General features: G+C 72.2%; 16 protein-coding genes, 2 tRNA genes and 1 riboswitch. Of the genes, 8 read left to right on the forward strand and 10 right to left on the reverse strand.

What is annotated here, in order from left to right; genetic code table 11:
* Positions 1 to 39 precede the first annotated feature (39 nt).
* The 4 genes from AB0927_RS07760 to lspA all read right to left on the reverse strand — a co-directional run bounded on the left by AB0927_RS07760 (position 40) and on the right by lspA (position 3,447).
* Positions 40 to 1,095: a M23 family metallopeptidase gene (locus AB0927_RS07760; protein ID WP_366666640.1), complete on the reverse strand. Its 1,056-nt coding sequence runs from the start codon at positions 1,093 to 1,095 to the stop codon at positions 40 to 42.
* Between the two features lie 7 nt (positions 1,096 to 1,102).
* A riboswitch (cyclic di-AMP (ydaO/yuaA leader) is annotated at positions 1,103 to 1,271 on the reverse strand.
* Between the two features lie 313 nt (positions 1,272 to 1,584).
* Positions 1,585 to 1,658 (reverse strand) — tRNA-Met (locus AB0927_RS07765).
* Between the two features lie 64 nt (positions 1,659 to 1,722).
* On the reverse strand, positions 1,723 to 2,886 hold the full coding sequence (locus AB0927_RS07770; RefSeq protein ID WP_366666641.1) for a dihydrofolate reductase family protein: 1,164 nt from the start codon (positions 2,884 to 2,886) through the stop codon (positions 1,723 to 1,725).
* Between the two features lie 24 nt (positions 2,887 to 2,910).
* Positions 2,911 to 3,447 carry a signal peptidase II gene (lspA, locus tag AB0927_RS07775; RefSeq protein WP_366666883.1) on the reverse strand — a complete coding sequence of 179 codons (537 nt, stop codon included), beginning with the start codon at positions 3,445 to 3,447 and terminating at the stop codon, positions 2,911 to 2,913.
* Between the two features lie 230 nt (positions 3,448 to 3,677).
* On the opposite strand from lspA, the gene AB0927_RS07780 reads away from it, so the two are divergent.
* On the forward strand, positions 3,678 to 3,857 hold the full coding sequence (locus AB0927_RS07780) for a hypothetical protein (RefSeq protein ID WP_366666642.1): 180 nt from the start codon (positions 3,678 to 3,680) through the stop codon (positions 3,855 to 3,857).
* A gap of 37 nt (positions 3,858 to 3,894) precedes the next feature.
* Positions 3,895 to 4,521, forward strand: coding sequence for a DUF2637 domain-containing protein (locus AB0927_RS07785; protein WP_366666643.1), 627 nt, complete (start codon positions 3,895 to 3,897; stop codon positions 4,519 to 4,521).
* A gap of 8 nt (positions 4,522 to 4,529) precedes the next feature.
* Here the strand turns inward: AB0927_RS07785 and AB0927_RS07790 are convergent, their stop codons facing one another.
* The 4 genes from AB0927_RS07790 to AB0927_RS07805 form a co-directional block, all read right to left on the reverse strand.
* Complete coding sequence (locus AB0927_RS07790; RefSeq protein WP_366666644.1) at positions 4,530 to 5,261, reverse strand: leucine-rich repeat domain-containing protein; 732 nt, start codon at positions 5,259 to 5,261, stop codon at positions 4,530 to 4,532.
* Positions 5,258 to 5,794 (reverse strand): NADPH-dependent FMN reductase, encoded by a 537-nt coding sequence (locus AB0927_RS07795; protein WP_366666645.1) that lies wholly within the window; start codon positions 5,792 to 5,794, stop codon positions 5,258 to 5,260. Before AB0927_RS07795 ends, AB0927_RS07790 begins: the two co-directional genes overlap by 4 nt.
* A gap of 122 nt (positions 5,795 to 5,916) precedes the next feature.
* Positions 5,917 to 6,783 carry a lamin tail domain-containing protein gene (locus AB0927_RS07800; protein ID WP_366666646.1) on the reverse strand — a complete coding sequence of 289 codons (867 nt, stop codon included), beginning with the start codon at positions 6,781 to 6,783 and terminating at the stop codon, positions 5,917 to 5,919.
* 22 nt (positions 6,784 to 6,805) lie between these two features.
* Positions 6,806 to 7,417: a hypothetical protein gene (locus AB0927_RS07805; protein ID WP_366666647.1), complete on the reverse strand. Its 612-nt coding sequence runs from the start codon at positions 7,415 to 7,417 to the stop codon at positions 6,806 to 6,808.
* A gap of 518 nt (positions 7,418 to 7,935) precedes the next feature.
* Here AB0927_RS07805 and AB0927_RS07810 point away from each other — a divergent pair.
* The 5 genes from AB0927_RS07810 (at position 7,936) to AB0927_RS07830 (ending at position 13,708) form a co-directional block, all read left to right on the forward strand.
* Complete coding sequence (locus tag AB0927_RS07810) at positions 7,936 to 9,555, forward strand: serine/threonine protein kinase (protein WP_366666648.1); 1,620 nt, start codon at positions 7,936 to 7,938, stop codon at positions 9,553 to 9,555.
* Between the two features lie 164 nt (positions 9,556 to 9,719).
* Positions 9,720 to 10,805, forward strand: a complete 1,086-nt coding sequence (locus tag AB0927_RS07815) for a hypothetical protein (protein WP_366666649.1) — start codon at positions 9,720 to 9,722, stop codon at positions 10,803 to 10,805.
* On the forward strand, positions 10,798 to 12,453 hold the full coding sequence (locus tag AB0927_RS07820; protein ID WP_366666650.1) for a polyprenyl synthetase family protein: 1,656 nt from the start codon (positions 10,798 to 10,800) through the stop codon (positions 12,451 to 12,453). Before AB0927_RS07815 ends, AB0927_RS07820 begins: the two co-directional genes overlap by 8 nt.
* Positions 12,450 to 13,133, forward strand: coding sequence for a hypothetical protein (locus tag AB0927_RS07825; RefSeq protein ID WP_366666651.1), 684 nt, complete (start codon positions 12,450 to 12,452; stop codon positions 13,131 to 13,133). The genes AB0927_RS07820 and AB0927_RS07825 overlap by 4 nt, the downstream gene beginning before the upstream one ends.
* A gap of 104 nt (positions 13,134 to 13,237) precedes the next feature.
* The gene (locus AB0927_RS07830) at positions 13,238 to 13,708 is read left to right on the forward strand and encodes a hypothetical protein (RefSeq protein WP_366666652.1); all 471 of its coding nucleotides are present in this window, start codon (positions 13,238 to 13,240) and stop codon (positions 13,706 to 13,708) included.
* A gap of 169 nt (positions 13,709 to 13,877) precedes the next feature.
* Here the strand turns inward: AB0927_RS07830 and AB0927_RS07835 are convergent.
* Both AB0927_RS07835 and AB0927_RS07840 read right to left on the reverse strand, forming a co-directional pair.
* Positions 13,878 to 13,950, reverse strand: a tRNA-Lys gene (locus AB0927_RS07835).
* A gap of 88 nt (positions 13,951 to 14,038) precedes the next feature.
* A complete protein-coding gene (locus tag AB0927_RS07840) occupies positions 14,039 to 15,544 on the reverse strand; it encodes an amino acid permease (RefSeq protein ID WP_366666653.1) in 1,506 nt (501 codons plus the stop codon).
* A gap of 204 nt (positions 15,545 to 15,748) precedes the next feature.
* Here AB0927_RS07840 and AB0927_RS07845 point away from each other — a divergent pair.
* Positions 15,749 to 15,997, forward strand: a 249-nt coding sequence (locus AB0927_RS07845) for a hypothetical protein (RefSeq protein ID WP_366666654.1), incomplete at its 3' end; no start/stop codon positions are given.

A 15,997-nucleotide genomic window follows, 5' to 3' on the forward strand; every position in this document is an offset into this window, starting at 1 on the left:
GCGTTCCGCCGCCGGTGCGCTTGCTCCGTGCGGGTTACGTCAGGGGGTGAGGCCCTTGTCGCGCAGCCAGGGCGCCGGGTCGATGGCGGTGGCCTGCCCGTTCGGGTGGACCTCCAGGTGCAGGTGCGGCCCGGTGACGTTGCCGGTGGCGCCGACGCGGCCGATGACCTCGCCGGTGGTGACCTTCTGGCCGACCGAGACGTTGATCGAGGACTGGTGGCAGAACCACAGCTCGGTGCCGTCGTCCAGGGTGAGGACGGTGCGGTAGCCGTAGGCGCCGGCCCAGCCGGCCTGGGTGATGGTGCCGCCGTGCACGGCCTTGATCAGGGTGCCGGTGGGCGCGGCGAAGTCGAGGCCGGTGTGGTAGCCGGAGGACCACATGGCGCCGGGCTGCCCGAAGGTGCCGGTGATCGTGTACGAGACGACCGGCAGCGTGTACTGCTTGGCCAGCTCGGCCAGCCGCTTGGCCTCGGCCGCCTTCTTGGCGTCGGCCTCCGCCTTCGCCTTGGCGGCGGCGGCCTTGTCGGCGGCCTCCTTCTCCGCCTTGGCGGCCGCCTCGTCGGTCTGCTGCTGGGCGGCGGCGACCATCGCGGCGGTGGCCTTGCTGTCGGCCTGGCCCTGCTGCTGCTCGGCCTGGGCCATGATCCGGTTGCGCAGGGCCTCGCCGGCGCCGGTGTTCTCGCTGCCCTCGGTGGTCTGCCCGAGGTCGGTGAGCGCGGTGGCGGTCTGCGCCTTGGGCGCGTCGGTGGAGTCGTCGCCGAAGAGGTGCTCGACGGTGGACAGGTGCGGCACCGAGACCTTGTGCAGGTCCGGCATCGAGATGGAGACCGGCGGCTTGCCGGTGTTGGCGCTGGCGATGCCGCCCGCGCCGACCGCCGCGATCACACCGACGCCGAGGACGGTGGAGCTGCGGGCGAAGCCGCCGCGCTGCTTGGCGACGCGGTGTCGGCCGCGGACCGGAGCGACGGACTCCTCGGTGGGGTTCCACTCCTCCCAGGGGCCGTCGCCGTCGGGGCCGGGGCCGTAGCCGAACGACTCGGGTTCGCGCTGAGCGGGCACGAACGGGGCTTCTGGGGCAGGCCGGTTGGACGCCACGGAGGCGTGCTCCTTTCCTTCCGCCGCCTACCGGGTTAGCTGACGGGTTCGGAGCAGGAAGGTCTCCTACGCGCGTGGACCGCTCGTGGACTCGCTGAGTTCACGACGATTTCCGCGTGATTCACCCCAAAGTGGTGGTTCCCCGGTTCCCTCGCGGGATTCGGCGCGTGCGCACGGAGCCGCCTCGGGTGACGGCTGGGACGACCGCGCTGCGTTATCGAACGTTAATAGACCCAGAGGGAACTTTCCAAGCCGCTCGGCTTGATCATTAACGCTCCGACCGGGGGACTTAACGCCCAGGACGCCGTCAAACCGGGCGAGTTGACCCCGGTTCACTAACCATCGAGTTTTTGACGGTGACTCAGATGTTATGCGCACGGCGGTCGCTCGGTCACTGGGGGTAACCCCCCTGTCGAGGGCCGGAAAACCAGAGCCGGCAAACACTCAGGGCCGGAATCCAAGAACTGGATTCCGGCCCTGAGTCTTCAGTAGCGGGGACAGGATTTGAACCTGCGACCTCTGGGTTATGAGCCCAGCGAGCTACCGAGCTGCTCCACCCCGCGGCGATGTCTCTACTGTACGCCATCACCAGGGCAGAAAGCACATCGGTTACGACGGGACCGCCGCTCAGCCCAGCAGGTGCCGGTTCGGGGCCTTGGCCAGGGCCTCGTACTCGGGCAGCACGACGACCTCGGCGCCCCCGCCCACCAGCACCCCCGTGCCGTCGGCCGCCACGACGAACGTGTCCGGCTCCCGCCAGGCGGTCACCACCCGGCGCACCCCCGCCCGCAGGATCAGCTCGGCGCAGGGCGCGGGGCGGGAGGCGCGGCGGGCGCAGGGCTCCAGGCTGCTGTAGACGGTGGCGCCTGGCAGCCGCGGGTCGGCGGGGTCGGTCTTGGCCAGCGCCGCCTCCTCCGCGTGCGCCACCGGGTCCCCGCCCTCGCGGGAGTGGCCGCGGGCCAGCTCGGTGCCGTCGGCGGCGACCACGACCGCGCCGACGCTGAAGGCCGTCCGCGAGGGCGGGCACAGCGCGGCCAGCTCACAGGCGGTGCGCAGCCAGTGCCGGTCGGCGGCGGTGGGCACCGGGCCGGCGCCGGGCGCGGTGGGCTCGTAGCGCATGAGCACGACGTCCTCGATCCGGCGGGACTCGACGAGCCGCAGCCGTCCCTCCTGGTAGCGGCCGGCGCCGAACAGCCGCGGTGCGGCCGGATCGCCCACGATCAGCGGGGCGACCACGAGCTGGAGCTCGTCGGCGAGGCCCTGCTGGAGGAGCTGGGTGTGCACGGCGGCGCCGCCCTCCACCATCAGCCGGCCGACCCCGCGCACCGCGCGCAGATGGCCGAGCAGGGCCCGCCAGTCCAGCTCCGGGCCGAGCGGGACGACCTCGGCGGAATCACCGAGGAGGCGGGCGGCCCGCGCGGCACCCTCGTCGGTCGTGTAGACGAGCTTGTCGCCGCCCGTGTGCCAGAAGCGGGCCTCGGGGTCGAGGTCGCCGGTCTCCGTGACGGTGACCTTCAGCGGGTACTCCGGCCTGCCCTGCGCGCGGCGGGCCGCGCGGCGCTCGGCGGAGCCGACCAGCAGACGGGGGTTGTCGGCGCGGATCGTGCCGGCGCCGACCAGCAGGGCGTCGGCCCAGGCCCGTACCGCGTCGACCCGGTCGAAGTCGGCCGGGCCGGACAGCAGCAGCCGCTCGGGGCCGGTGTCGTCCAGGCAGCCGTCGAGGGAGACGGCGGCGGACAGCAGCACGTACGGGTACGGCGCGGACTCGGGGAAGGCTCGCTCGGTGCTCATCGGCTCAAGTGTGCGGCCCCGTCGTCAGCCGGTCTGCTCCCGGGGGAGGCGCGCGTCGGCCAGTTCGTGCCCGAAGAGGGACAGGACGACGATCAGGACGCCGCCGCAGGTGATCGCCCAGTCGGCGAGGTTCATGACGCTGAAGTCGCGCACCGAGACGAAGTCGACCACCGCGCCCCGCATCCCGCCCGGCGAGCGGAAGAGCCGGTCGGTCAGATTGCCGACCGCGCCGCCCAGCAGCAGCCCGAGGGCGATCGCCCACGGCGTGCTGGTCAGCCGGCGCGACACCCGCACGATGACGGCGGCCACCGCGAGCGCGATCAGCGTGAACACGAGGGTCGTCGCGCTGCCCATGCCGAAGGCCGCGCCGGGGTTGCGCTGCACCCGCAGCTCCAGCCAGGACCCGAGCACCGGCACGGAGTCCCGGCCCTCCAGCTCCGCGACCACCGCGAGTTTGCTCCCCAGATCGACGGCGTAGGCGACGGCGGCCACCAGCCACAGCACCCACACCCGCCGCCGCGCTCCGGACGCCTGGGGTTCCTGAGGTTCTTGGGGTTCCAGGTGTTCCTGGGGTTCCCCGCCCCCGCTCGACTCGCTCCGCGTCACGCTCGTACTCCTCCCCGGTTCCCGCCCAGCGTACGGGCCGCCCGGCGGGGCGTCACCGCGCACGAGGACCCCGACAGGTGCATTCGTATTTTCGCTACGTGCGGTCATAGGACCGGCGAACCCCGCTTTCGAGCTACAGAAGCACCCGAATGCCCCACACCCTCTGGTCCCGAAAGCCTCGTTAGTTGACCGTGGCACGCACTGAGAGACGCACAGCGCTGAATCTCCACTCGCCGGTCACATTCCGGCTGGAGGGCAAGAAACGCGAGGTGTTCACCGACGGCTGTTCAGATCTTCTCGACGACTTCTTGCAGAGGATCCGCCAGCTGGAGAGTGAGTACCTGCGGGCGATGGTGAGGCTCTAGGACCCAGCCGATGGACAGGATTCACGAGGAAGACGTTGTGGGTGACTACGAGTTCAGCACGCTGGAGATGCAGTGGGACCCGGTCGAGGAGCTGGCCCAGATGCTGTCCGGCGCGTCCGCCGAGAATCCCGACCCGGCCCCGCCGCACGGCAGGTCCAGCCACCGGAGGAACCGCCGGCGTATCCGTACCGAATCCGGATTGCTGCGCGACAAGGGGCGCGGAGCCCCCGTCACGCTGCTGATCGCGTCCATCTCGGTGTGCGCGCTGTGCATGCTGGGCTGGTCCTTCTCCTATTCCTACGCCCAACTCCGCGTCACCGCTTCGTCGGTGCTGCCGATGCGCCTCGCACAATGGTGGCCGTTGACGGTGTACGGACCCTGGCTCGTGGCGGCGCTGTCCATTCTGCGGGCGACGGTGCAGAACCGAAGTGCCAAGCGGTCGTGGGGAGTTCTGCTGGGCGCCTCCGTGATGGCGGTCGGCCTGTGCGTCTGCCATGCGGCGCACTCCCCGCTTTCGCTGATCATCTTCGGAATTCCGCCGATCACCGCGCTGGTGTGCTTCTGGGAGATCGTCGGCCAGGTGTCCTCCAAGGTGAGCCATCCCCGGCACGCCGCGCACAGCCGCCGCAATCCCAAGGCGCAGGGGCCGTACCCCACCAGGTGAGCGCGCCGTCACAGCAGGACGACGCACCCCCGGCGCTCCAGCTCGGCCACCGGCGGCGACTCCCGGGTGCAGGCGTTCCAGCGCAGGTCCAGCTTCTCCAGCGAGGGCAGGTCCACGATCCAGTCCGGCAGCCGGGTGAGCCGGTTGCTCCGCACGTCCAACTGGCGCAGCAGGGGCAGGCCGGCGAGCGCGTCCGGGAGCGCGGCCAGCGCGTTCTCGCGCAGGTCCAGGTGGCGCAGCTCGCGGAGCGCGGCCACGGACGCCGGCAGCCCTTCCAGTGCGTTGCCCCGGAGCCAGAGTTCGCGAAGACCGCGGAGGTCGCCGACGGTGTCGGGCAGGGCGGTCAACCGGTTGTGCTGGGACCGGAGTTCGACGAGTCCGGCCATCCGGCCGACGGCCTCGGGCAGGGCGGTGAGGGCGTTCTCCCCGACGTTGAGATACCGCAGCCGCGTCAGGTTCCCCAGCTCCTCGGGAAGCTCGCTCAGCTCGTTGTCGTGAAGGTAGAGGCAGCCGTCGAGCCCGGTCAGCTCCCCGATCTCCCGGGGCACCGAGGTGAGCCGGTTGTGCCCGAGGTCCAGGGTCCGCAGCCCCCGCAACCGCCCGAGGTCGCCCGGAAGCTCCGTGAGCCCGTTGTCCGCGAGGATGAGGACCTGGAGCCCGGTGCGCTCCCAGACCTGCTCGGGCACGCGGCCCAACTGGCGGCGCCAGAGATCCAGCACCTGTGCGGGGTCCGTGATCACGCCGCCCCCGCCCCTGCCTCCACCAGCAGCCCCAGCACTTCCCCGATCCGACGGCGGATCCCCGCGTCGGTGACAGCCCCGTCCTCCCCCACGTCCCCTCGCCCCACCGGCACCCGCACGCAGGCGGCCTCCACGACGGCGGCCCCGGTGTAGCCGAGCACCGTGCGCAGCGTGGCCTCCGCGCCCTGTCCCCGGCCCGGCGCCGCCACGTTGACCCAGGCGACCGGCTTGTCGCAGATCTCGGTCCCCCCGACGGTCCAGTCCAACAGGTTCTTGAACGCCCCCGGCAGGGTCCCGGCGTACTCCGGCGTGCAGACCAGCACCCCGTCCGCCGCGTCGACCGCCGCCCGCAGCTCGGCCACGGCCGCCGGCAGCGGGTCCCGGTCGTCATCGGGATTGAAGTGCGGAAGCCGCCCGAGCCCGTCGTACGCGACGGCCCGCACCCCCGCCTCCGCCGCCACGGCCTGCGCGGTCCGCAGCAGCGCCTCGTTGGTGGAACCGGCTCGCAGGCTCCCGGACAGCAGCAGGATCATCACGAAACCCCCTCGAACGGATGAGCCCCCAGCTCGGACTCCCGCTGAGCTGGGGGCGATCGGCCCGGTGGGCCTCGGACTCACCGGGCCGACGGGTCAAAGGCCGCGGCCAAGGTATCCCGTCACGGGGTGCCGGTGGTGTTGAAGCCCCGGTCGAGGTAGGGGTACTGGTCCGGGACATGGCCGTCGGCCGCGACCAGGCGGGCGATGCCTCCCTGGTCGCGCCAGATCTGCTGGGCGGAGCCGAAGGTGAAGCCGCCGAATTCCGGGTGGGACTCGTTGGTGTGGATCCGGTAGCGCTGGCCGGGCTGGATGACCGTCCCCGCCGGGAAGGGGAAGACGCGCCCGGTGGGCTTGGCCTCCACGGTCCAACCGGTCAGGTCCTGGGGCGCGCCGCCCTGGTTGAAGATCTCGACGTATTCGTCGGGCTGGCCGGACCCGGAGCCCAGGTACCGCAGGTCGGAGATGACCACGTCGGGCTCTTCGGTGGTGAACATGCAGACGACCTCGGCGAAGTTGACGCCGCCCTCGGGGCTGCGGAACCGGCGGACGATCTGCCCGCCCCGCTTGAACCCGCTCAGGACCGCCCGGTACTGCTTGCCCCCGATCGTGACGGGCTGGGGGTGGACGAACTCCTGGAGGTCGACCAGGTCGTCGTCCACCGGACTGCTGCCGGTGGTGTTCGGTGTCTCGTCGTGGTGGAAGCTGAAGTCGAGGTCGGTGGTGCTGCCGTCCTCGAACATGACGTTGATGGTGAGCCGGACGTCGAACTGGCTCGGGCTGACGTTGGTGGGCAGGTTGCGGTGCACGAAGGTGCCGACGACGAACTCGGTCCCGTCGAGTTCGACGTCCGCGGCCGCGCCGCGGAACTGGTAACCGCTCTGGGAGCCGCTGCTGCCCCACCTGAGGTCCGCGGTGCCCAGCCCGTTGATCGGCGAGGCGGCCGGGTTGGTGGCCGGGAAGACGCCGGTGGTGACGACGGTGGTCATGGTGTCCGGTTCCTGCTCTCTCTCAGTCCTCGTCCTCGATGACCTCGGCCTTGAGCTTGGCCGGGGGCGCGGTGCCCACCTGGGCGGTCCCGTCCGTGAAGCGGCCGGGCGCGGCACCCTCGACCGCTTCGAGGCCGCAGGTGTAGACGATGCAGTCCTTGTCCTCGCCGCTCGTGTTCAGGTGCACGTGGCAGGTGAAGGTGAGCGTGCGCCCGTCGTCGCCGACCGTGGCCTGGACCGGGGGCAGGCTGCCGCCGGTGGTCTGGTCCATGCGCTTGTACTGGGCGCCCACGATGCCGTTCCAGCGGAACCCGGTGGGCGCGGTGAAGACGTGCTCCCGCTCCCCGGCGTCGACGGTCTCGCTCCAGTTCGGTGTGCGGACGCAGACGTTGATGGTGGTGCCGAGACCACCGGGGGCGTCCTCGACCCCGCCCTCCTGCCACACCACGAGGTCCAGCTTCTGCGCGCGGCCCTGCTCGTACCCCCAGTCGTAGCCGTTCGCGTACTGGTCCTGCTCGCCGCGCGTCCCGTCGCGCGGCGGGTCGGCGTGCGGGCGCCCGGCGAGCGCGTCGGCGCGGCCCTGGTCCTCTCCTCGTTTGTACGATTCCTTCTTGGTCTGCACGTCGGTGGCCATCTCCGCGTCCTCCTGGGGTGTGCTCGAAGCGTGGGTGAAGCGGGGCGACCGGGCGCGTCACCAGACCCGCGGGCGCGGTGGAGGCCCGGTAGCGAAGCGGCCTTCGCACCGGCATGAGGGCGTGCGTCTGACCGTCTTCCGCGCTCATCGTCGGCCCGGCTCCCGGCAGACACGCCGCGACTCCCCCGTCCGCACATGCGGGATCGATCCTGCGTCACTTGTTCAAGTGAAGTTGAAGCGCGTGAGGGCATACCGGTGCGAACTGTGGCAGCCCCACGCCCCCTTGAGTGCGCTCCCTTCCCGCCGCGGCGCTTCTCCCTCGTGCGGGTGGCACGCGCGGTGCGGCGCTCCGGCGGGGCCGCCCGGGCCGGTATGCAGGGACACGTCGACGACGGTTCGGAAGGAGACGCGGATGCGGGAGACGAGGCCGACGAGGCCATGGACGGGCACGGGGCCATGGAGGGGGAAGGGTCCGGCCACCGCCTGGCCCGGCCGCGACGGGGCCCGGAGGTGACGGCGTGACGACGAAGACGGCGGCCCCACGGCGCGAGGCGCTCCCCGCGGACGGACACGGCGGGCCGGACACCGTGGCGGGGAACGGCACGGCCGGGTGCTCCGGCGACGGCGGCCCCGCGCCGGAAGGACAACTGGCCTTTCCCGCGGACGTGGCAGTGGGAGGCGGGGCGGTCTTCGTCGCCGACCACGCCAACCACCGGATCCGGCGGGTCGACGGCTCCGGCGTGCTGAGCACGGTCGCCGGGGACGGGCTGCGCGGCTTCGCCGGGGACGGCGCGGCGGCGGCGCACGCCCGGCTGGGCTTCCCCAGCGCCCTCGCGGTCGGCCCGGACGGTGACTTGTTCCTGGCCGACGAGATGAACCACCGGGTCCGCCGGATCGATGCCTCGGGCGTCATCCACACCGTGGCCGGGGACGGTTCGCGCGGCGGCGACGGCGACGGCGGCCCCGCCGGCCACGCCCAGTTGGACGCCCCCTGCGCCCTGGCCGTGGACGGCGCCGGTGCGCTGTACATCGGCGAGGCGGGCAGCCCCAGGGTGCGCAGGGTCGACCGCGACGGCGTCATCGGCACGGTCGTCACGGCGGGCGGGCGGCCCGCCGGTTCCGGCACGGCCGACGCCGGCGACGCGTTCCTGCCCGCGGGTCTGGCCGCCGACTCGGCCGGACAGGTGTACATCGCCGACCCGGCGGGCCGGCGGGTGCTGCTGCTGGGCACGGACGGGAAGCTCCGGGTACTGGCCGGACCGCCGGGCGGGAGCGACGGCGCCGTGACGGCCGACTGGAGCGCACCGTGCGCGGTGGCCGTCGACGCGCAGGGGGCCATCTACGTCGCCGACGTGAACGGACACCGGGTGTGGCGAGTGGCGGACGGAGCGGCCCGGGTCGTCGTGGGGCCGGAGCCCGCGGCGGACGATGCCGCCGGGACCGGGGAACCGGACGACGACGGCGCCGCCTCGCCGCTGGCGTATCCGTGCGGTCTGGCGGTGGACCCGGCCGGGCGGCTGCTCGTGGCGGACAACTTCCACCACCGGATCGCCGCCCTGCCGCTCGCCACCGCCTCCTCCGAGACCGCCGAACCGGAACCGGAGAAGAAAGCGGAGAAGAAGGCGGAGAAGGAACCGGAGAAGAAGCCGGCCCTCGAGCCGGAACGCGAACGCGAACCTGAACGCGAACGCGAACGCGAGCGCGAGCGCACGGCAGCGGCGCGGCTCCTGGTCCGCCAGGAGGTCGGGGTGGAGATCCCGCGCGGCGGAAGCGAGCTGATCCACGTGCGGGTCTCGTCCACCGACCCCTGGGTCCCGGGACGGGTGGAGCACCGCTTCACGGCTCCGACGGGTTTCGTCTTCGACGGCCGGGCGAGCTGCGCGTACTACCGCGCGGACCGCACGGTCCTGCCCGGCGGAAAGGCCACGGCGACCGTACGGGCCGGCGGCAGGGAACTCGCCGTCACGGACGAGCCCCGGCTGAACACCGCGGACCACCCGGCGGCGGCCCTGGTCTACACGCTCGGCATCCGGGCCCTGCCGGACGCCGAGCCGGGCCGGTACACCGACGGACGGGCGATCGTCGCGGGCCAGCCGGAAGTGCGCCTGAAGGCGAGCGTCCTGGGGGACGAGGACTAACCGGAACCAAGCTCCCGGAGCCGCCCGTGGCGAACACGTCACCACGGGCGGCTCTATGCGTTTTCAAACCCTGAATGTGCAAGTAAACGTTCCTGTCCCCCAAAATCACCCGCTCGATGGTCACGGTTTGTAATGACGCCAATGCGATGCGTTAGCTTTCGAACGTGTTCGCCGCGCCCCTCCCGAGACTCGGTCCCCCCGGCCCCTTCCCGGATACCCCGCTGACCCATCCCCTCGACCGCAAATGGCTGCACTACGCGTTCCTGTCCCGCTGCGGCCAACAGGCCCTGATCGCCAACCTGTCCGTTCTCGGGTCCTCCACCGGAACGGTCTTCGCGGATCCGGGCGCCCCGGTCACCGGACGGCGCAGCGGCACCGGCACGGCCGCCGAGGGACAGCACATGGCCATCCTTCTCCTCTACGGGGAGGAACACGGCTGGAGCGCGACCCAGTTCAACGCCGAGCAGCCCGAACTCCCGTGGTCAGCCTTCCGGTTGCCCCATCCGCACGGCGAGCCCGGCGCGTTCCGGGTGGCGGCCCGGTCGGCGGCCCCTGCGGCGGATGTGCGGCTGACCCGCACCAGCAGGCCCTGCACCTCGCAGTGCGCGCCGTTCGGCGAGGACGAGCACCTGCGGTGGCAGTCCGAGCCCGGCGTCCTCGGCACCGGAACCCTGCGGCACGGCGACGGCACGACCACGGAGACGGACCTGCTCGGGTACCACGAGCGGGTACGCGGCCGGTGGTCCTGGCCCACGCTGGGCGGCTGGGTGTTCGGTTTCGTCAACGACCCCTCCGGGCCCGGCGACGGTGCCCCGCCCGCGGCGGTCGTCTTCACCCTGATCCAGCCCACACGTCCGGCCGACGCGGCCAACGGGTCGGTGATGCTGTGGCAGGAAGGACGCATGATCCGCCATTTCCCACGCCGCAACCTGCGGGTCGCGGTCAGCGGCAGCCTGGACCGCGACCGGGTGGCCCTGGTGCCGCCGCTGGCGGGCACGCTGGGCACCCCGCCGATGGCCGAGGTGCCCGGCAGGCTGCTGATCACGGCCCGGCTCGGCGACGACCGTCTCGTCCTCGACTTCCGCTCGCACACGGCGGGCCGGATCGCCAACCCGTCCGAGACCAGCCTGCACCCGTTCAGCGTGCACGAGACCCTCGGCCCCTGCACCGTGGAAGGCCGGGTCGGCGGACGCCGTATCGGCTTCCGTACCGGGGGCATCGTGGAGTTCGCCGGTGGTGCCCATGACTGAGACGACCCTGCCCGCCTTCACCGGTGCCCGGCTCCTGGACGAGACCGTCGCCGCCCTGTCCGACCGGGCACCGGCGATCCTCGGCGCCGCGGCCGGCCAACTGCGCGGCATCCGGCTCGGCCTGCACTTCAACGACGGCAGTCACGCCACGCTCACTGCCCGGCACAGCCGCATCGTCGTGGTCCAGGAGCGCTGCCCCGACCCGGACGTCGAGGTCGCCTTCGACGACCGGGCCATGAACCTGCTCTTCGACCTCCAGCGCTCCCCCGTCGACCAGGTCCTACCCGACAGCCTCGACGTCCGCGGCTCCCGCGACGACGCCCTGGCCGTGTGGCGTGCCTTCACCCTGCTGTCCCAGCGCGCGGCCGGCTTGCGCAGCATGCAGGAACTCTGGGGCGCCTACCGCGAACAGGCCCCCCGGCTGTGGGGAACCGCGACTCCCGCCGCCCCCGAGCCGGTGCCCGACCCGGTCGACTGGACGGCGCTGGACTTCCTCGCCCGGCGTGCCCCCGAGGACGCGCCGGCACCGCCCGCGCTGATCGGCGACACCACCATCAGGGCGCCACGCCTGCTGTGGGACGGCCGCACCAGCACCGACTGGTCGCTGGAGGACACCGTCCGCGACGCGGACCTGATGGAGACCATGCACCGGTGCCGGGCCCGCACCAACGAGGAGATCGAACGGCTCCTGCCCGACCGGGAACCCCGCGCCGAGCTGTACGACCTCATGCGGTCCTACCCCGCCCGGCAGGGCAAGGGCCTGCGGCCCACCCTGACCATCGCGTCCTGCGCCGCCTTCGGCGGACGTCCCGACGACGCCGTACGCGCGGCCGCCGCGCTGGAGCTGTTCCACAACGGCTTCCTCGTCCACGACGACATCGCCGACGAGTCCACCCACCGGCGCGGCCTGCCCACCATGCACGAGGAACACGGGCTCGGCCTGGCCGTCAACGTCGGCGACGGGCTGAACCTGCTCGCCGTCGACGCGGTCCTGTCCAACCTCGAAACGCTCGGCCTGGTGCGCACCCTCGGCCTCATCCACGAGGCCGTGCACATGTGCCGGGAGTCCATCGAGGGCCAGGCCCTGGAACTGGGCTGGATCCGCCACGACTTCGTCCCCGAGGCGGATGACGCCTACTTCACCATGAGCACCAAGAAGACCGGCTGGTACACGTGCATGAGCCCGTGCCGCATCGGCGCGGTCTGTGCCGGGGTCACCGACCCGTCCGTACTGGGCCGGTTCGACGAGGCGTTCCGGCTCATCGGCATCGCCTTCCAGATCCAGGACGACATCCTGAACCTGGTCGGCGAGGAGGCCCTCTACGGCAAGGAGCCCCTCGGCGACCTGCTGGAGGGCAAGCGCACGGTGATGCTGATCCACCTCTTCCGCACCGCGCCCGCCCACGAGCGCCCGCGTCTCTTCGACATCCTGCGCCGGCGCCGTACCGACAAGACCCAGCAGCACGCCGAGGAACTCCTCGCCGCCATGCGGCGGCACGGCTCCATCGAGTACGCCACCGACCTCGCCGACCGGCTCGCCGCCGAAGGCATCGCCCGCTTCGAAGAAGACCTCCGGATCATCCCGGAGAACGAAGGCAAGGCCGTGCTGCGGCAGATCGCCCACTACGTCACCTCAAGGCCACTGTGACCACCACACCCCCGCCCCCGTCGGCCGGCCCCGCCGCCACCGACCCGCTGACCACCGCCGACCACCGGGCCTTCGCCTTCCTCGGCCAGGTCAACGGCTCGCTGCGCCAGTGCCTGTGCACCCTGGCCCGGCACGGCCTGGCACTGCGCCGCGACGACCCCGAACGCGCCCGCCTCCTCCTCGACACGGTGCGGCCCTGGCCCCTCTACAAGGGCGGCCAGTTCCTCTTCGACCTGATGGAGTGGGAGGACCTCATGGTCGACGGCGACCCCCCGCCCCCGATGCCGGCCGACCGGATCGTCGCCGCCTGCACCCTGCCCGTCCAGTGGCTCGCCGCCACCACCGCGAAGGCGCCCGTCGCGACGAAGCTGGTCCCCGGCCAGCGCACCGCCGCCACCCTCGACCTCCCGCTGCGGCTGCTGGCCACCACCGCGCGCACCGCCCTCCTCGGCGCCGCGCTGGACCTCACCGACCTGCTCGGCCCGCCCGCCGGGGCCGAGGCCGACGACGACGCCGGATACGCGACCGGCCCGGGACCCGGGGCGGAGGACACCGACACCGAGCTGCCGCCGCTGGAGGCGGGTTTCTACCTCTACGAGGACATCGTCCTCGGCGCCCTCGTCGTCGTCGGCCCGCTGCTCGGCGACCACGCGCCCACGGGCACGGCCTCCCCCGCCTGACTCATGAGGGCCGCTTCCCGTGCCGGCGGCCCCTGAGCAGCCCCAAGCCCGCCTCCGGCGGATCCGCCCACGCGGACATCACCCACACAGACGAAGGGAAACCCATGGCCACCGAGACCCAGGCCCCTGTCGAACCGGGCTCCGAGCGCAAGCTGTACATCCTCCAGCAGGGCATCGTCGAGGACGCCCCGGGCGGCGTCCCGGCCCACCTCAGCTTCGGCATCCTCAGCACCGTGCCGGATCCGGTGAACCCCGGCGACATCACCTTCAGCCTGAAGGCGCCCACGGGCTTCGTGTTCACCAGCTGGCTGTCGTGGGCCTATCACGACGTCAACACCCTCCAGGCCAAGGGCAACATGAAGACCACGCAGGGCACCCTCGGCGACGGGGGCCGCACGCTGACCTTCACGCAGAACCCGTACCTGGCCAGCAACCAGGAGGCCCTCGGTTACGCCGCCCAGGTCACCGCCGTCGAGGGCGCGACACCGGGCCGCTACACCGACGGCCAGCTCAAGGTGGGCGCCGCCGAGCCGATCAGGCTCAAGGGCCGCGTCCTCGACCCCGACGAGGACTGATCCCCCGGACGGACCAACCCGTCGGTGGCACCGCCCTCCCCGGCGCGAAGCCACCGGCGGGACACGGCGGGACACACAGCGCACGAAAACGAGTCGACGCCCGAGCCGACCGAAGCCGACCCGGGCGCCGCACAGCAGGTCAGAGGAGTGAACCTCCGCCCGCGACCCGTAGGCCCTGTGGGACTCGAACCCACAACCAATGGATTAAAAGTCCACTGCTCTGCCAATTGAGCTAAGGGCCCAGGCGATGTTGCCTGTCCGAGCATAGCCGGAGGAGGCCGGGTCTCCGATCGGGTATGGGGGACCCGGCCGCGTCGCGGGGGCGGATGGCTACTTTTCGACCGGCTCGGGGGAGCGCGTGGCGGCCGGGTCGAGGAACCAGTGGCGGGCGGAGACGAGCCACCAGGTGGCGGCGAAGCCGAGGACGACCAGGACCGCGACGGGGGCGTAGTTGAAGGTCTCCCAGGTGACGGGGGAGACCTGGGGGAGCATGAAGAGGACCGTGATCACCAGGACCCACAGGACCGAGATCACACCGATCACGCCCGACCAGCGGCCCAGGTGCCAGGGCCCCCGCTCGAACGCCGCGCCCTTGCGGACCCGCAGGAAGGTGGGGACGACGTAGGCGAGGTAGAGGCCGATCACCGCGATGGACGTCACCGCCGCGTACGCCGTCGAGTTGATCAGGTAGGGCAGGCCGAGGACCAGCGCGGCGAGCGCGGCCAGCCAGACCGCCGCCACGGGGGTGCGGGTGCGCGGGCTGACCGTGTGCCAGAGGCGGGAGAAGGGCAGCGCGCCGTCGCGCGAGAAGGCGTAGATCATGCGGCTGTTGGCGGTGACGGAGGCCATGCCGCAGAAGAGCTGGGCACCGATCACCACCAGGAGCAGCAGCTTGCCGGACGTGGCGCCCAGCGCGTCCAGCAGGATCTGGGCCGGCGGCGCGCCCGTCGGGGACGCCAGCTCCTTGTCGTACGACTGGATCGCGAAGGTGAAGCCCAGCAGCAGCACGAACCCCGCGAGCCAGGACGTCCAGATGGAGCGCACGATGCCCTTCGGACCGGCCGTGGCCGCGTCGTGCGTCTCCTCGGTCATGTGGGCGGAGGCGTCGTAGCCGGTGAAGGTGTACTGGGCCATCAGGAGGCCGAGCAGGACGACGTAGACGCCGCTGCCCCAGCCCGTCCGGTCGACGTAGTGCGTGAAGACGAAGGACGCCGAGCGGTGGTGGTCGGGCACGAGGGCCAGCGCGCCGACGATGACGGCCACCCCGAGCACGTGCCACCACACGCTCACGCTGTTCAGGAAGGCGACGATCCGCACGCCGAAGGTGTTCAGCAGGCCGTGCAGCAGCAGGATCGCGGCGAAGAGCAGGACCGTGCGGCCGCGCGTGACCTCGAAGCCGAACTGGAGGTTCAGGTACGCGCCCAGGAAGGACGCGGCGCCGAAGTCGATGCCCGCGGTGACCGCGACCTGGCCCAGCACGTTGAACCAGCCCGTGAACCACGCCCAGGCCGCCGCCGAGCGCGCCGGCGCCAGCCGGTGGGCCCAGAAGTACAGGCCGGCCGAGGTCGGGTAGGCCGAGCAGATCTCGGCCATCGACAGGCCCACGAACAGCGTCATCAGGCCGACCGCGACCCAGCCCCAGGTGATCACGGCGGGGCCGCCCGTGGTCATGCCGAAGGCGTAGAGGGTCAGACAGCCCGACAGGACCGAGATGATCGTGAAGGACACCGCGTAGTTGGCGAACGCCGACATTCGGCGGGCGAGGACCTGCGTGTAACCGAGCTGGGCCAGCCGTTCCTCGTCCGACGGCACACCCGCTGACGCGTCATCTGTCATGCCCCCAGCAATTCCCCCGCCGCGGGCGTGACATGCGTCACTCGGGCCCGGCACGCGGAAGGGCCCGCACGACCGAGTCGTGCGGGCCCTTCGGCTGGTACGGCGGTGACGTCAGCCGTTGCGCTTCCAGCGCGGCTTGTCGTCGCGGCGGCCGAAGGAGGGGCCGGTGCCGCGGTGGTCGTCACGACGGCCGAAGGGGCGGTCGTGACCACCGGAGCGGAAGCCCGGACGGTCGTCGCGGCGCTCACGGTTGAACGGACGGTCGCTGCCCCGGTGGCCGGCACGGTCGTCGCGGCGGAAGCCGCCACGGTCGTCACGGCGCTCGAAGGAACGGCCACCACGGTCGCCACCGCGGTCGTCACGACGGTCGCCACCGCGGTCGTCGCGGCGCTCGAAGGAACGGCCGCCGCGGTCGTCACGGCGGTCGTCACGACGGTCACGGTCGAACGGACG

Origin of the sequence: Streptomyces sp. NPDC048106 (genome assembly GCF_040706415.1) — a bacterium.
Classification (GTDB): Bacteria; Actinomycetota; Actinomycetes; order Streptomycetales; family Streptomycetaceae; genus Streptomyces.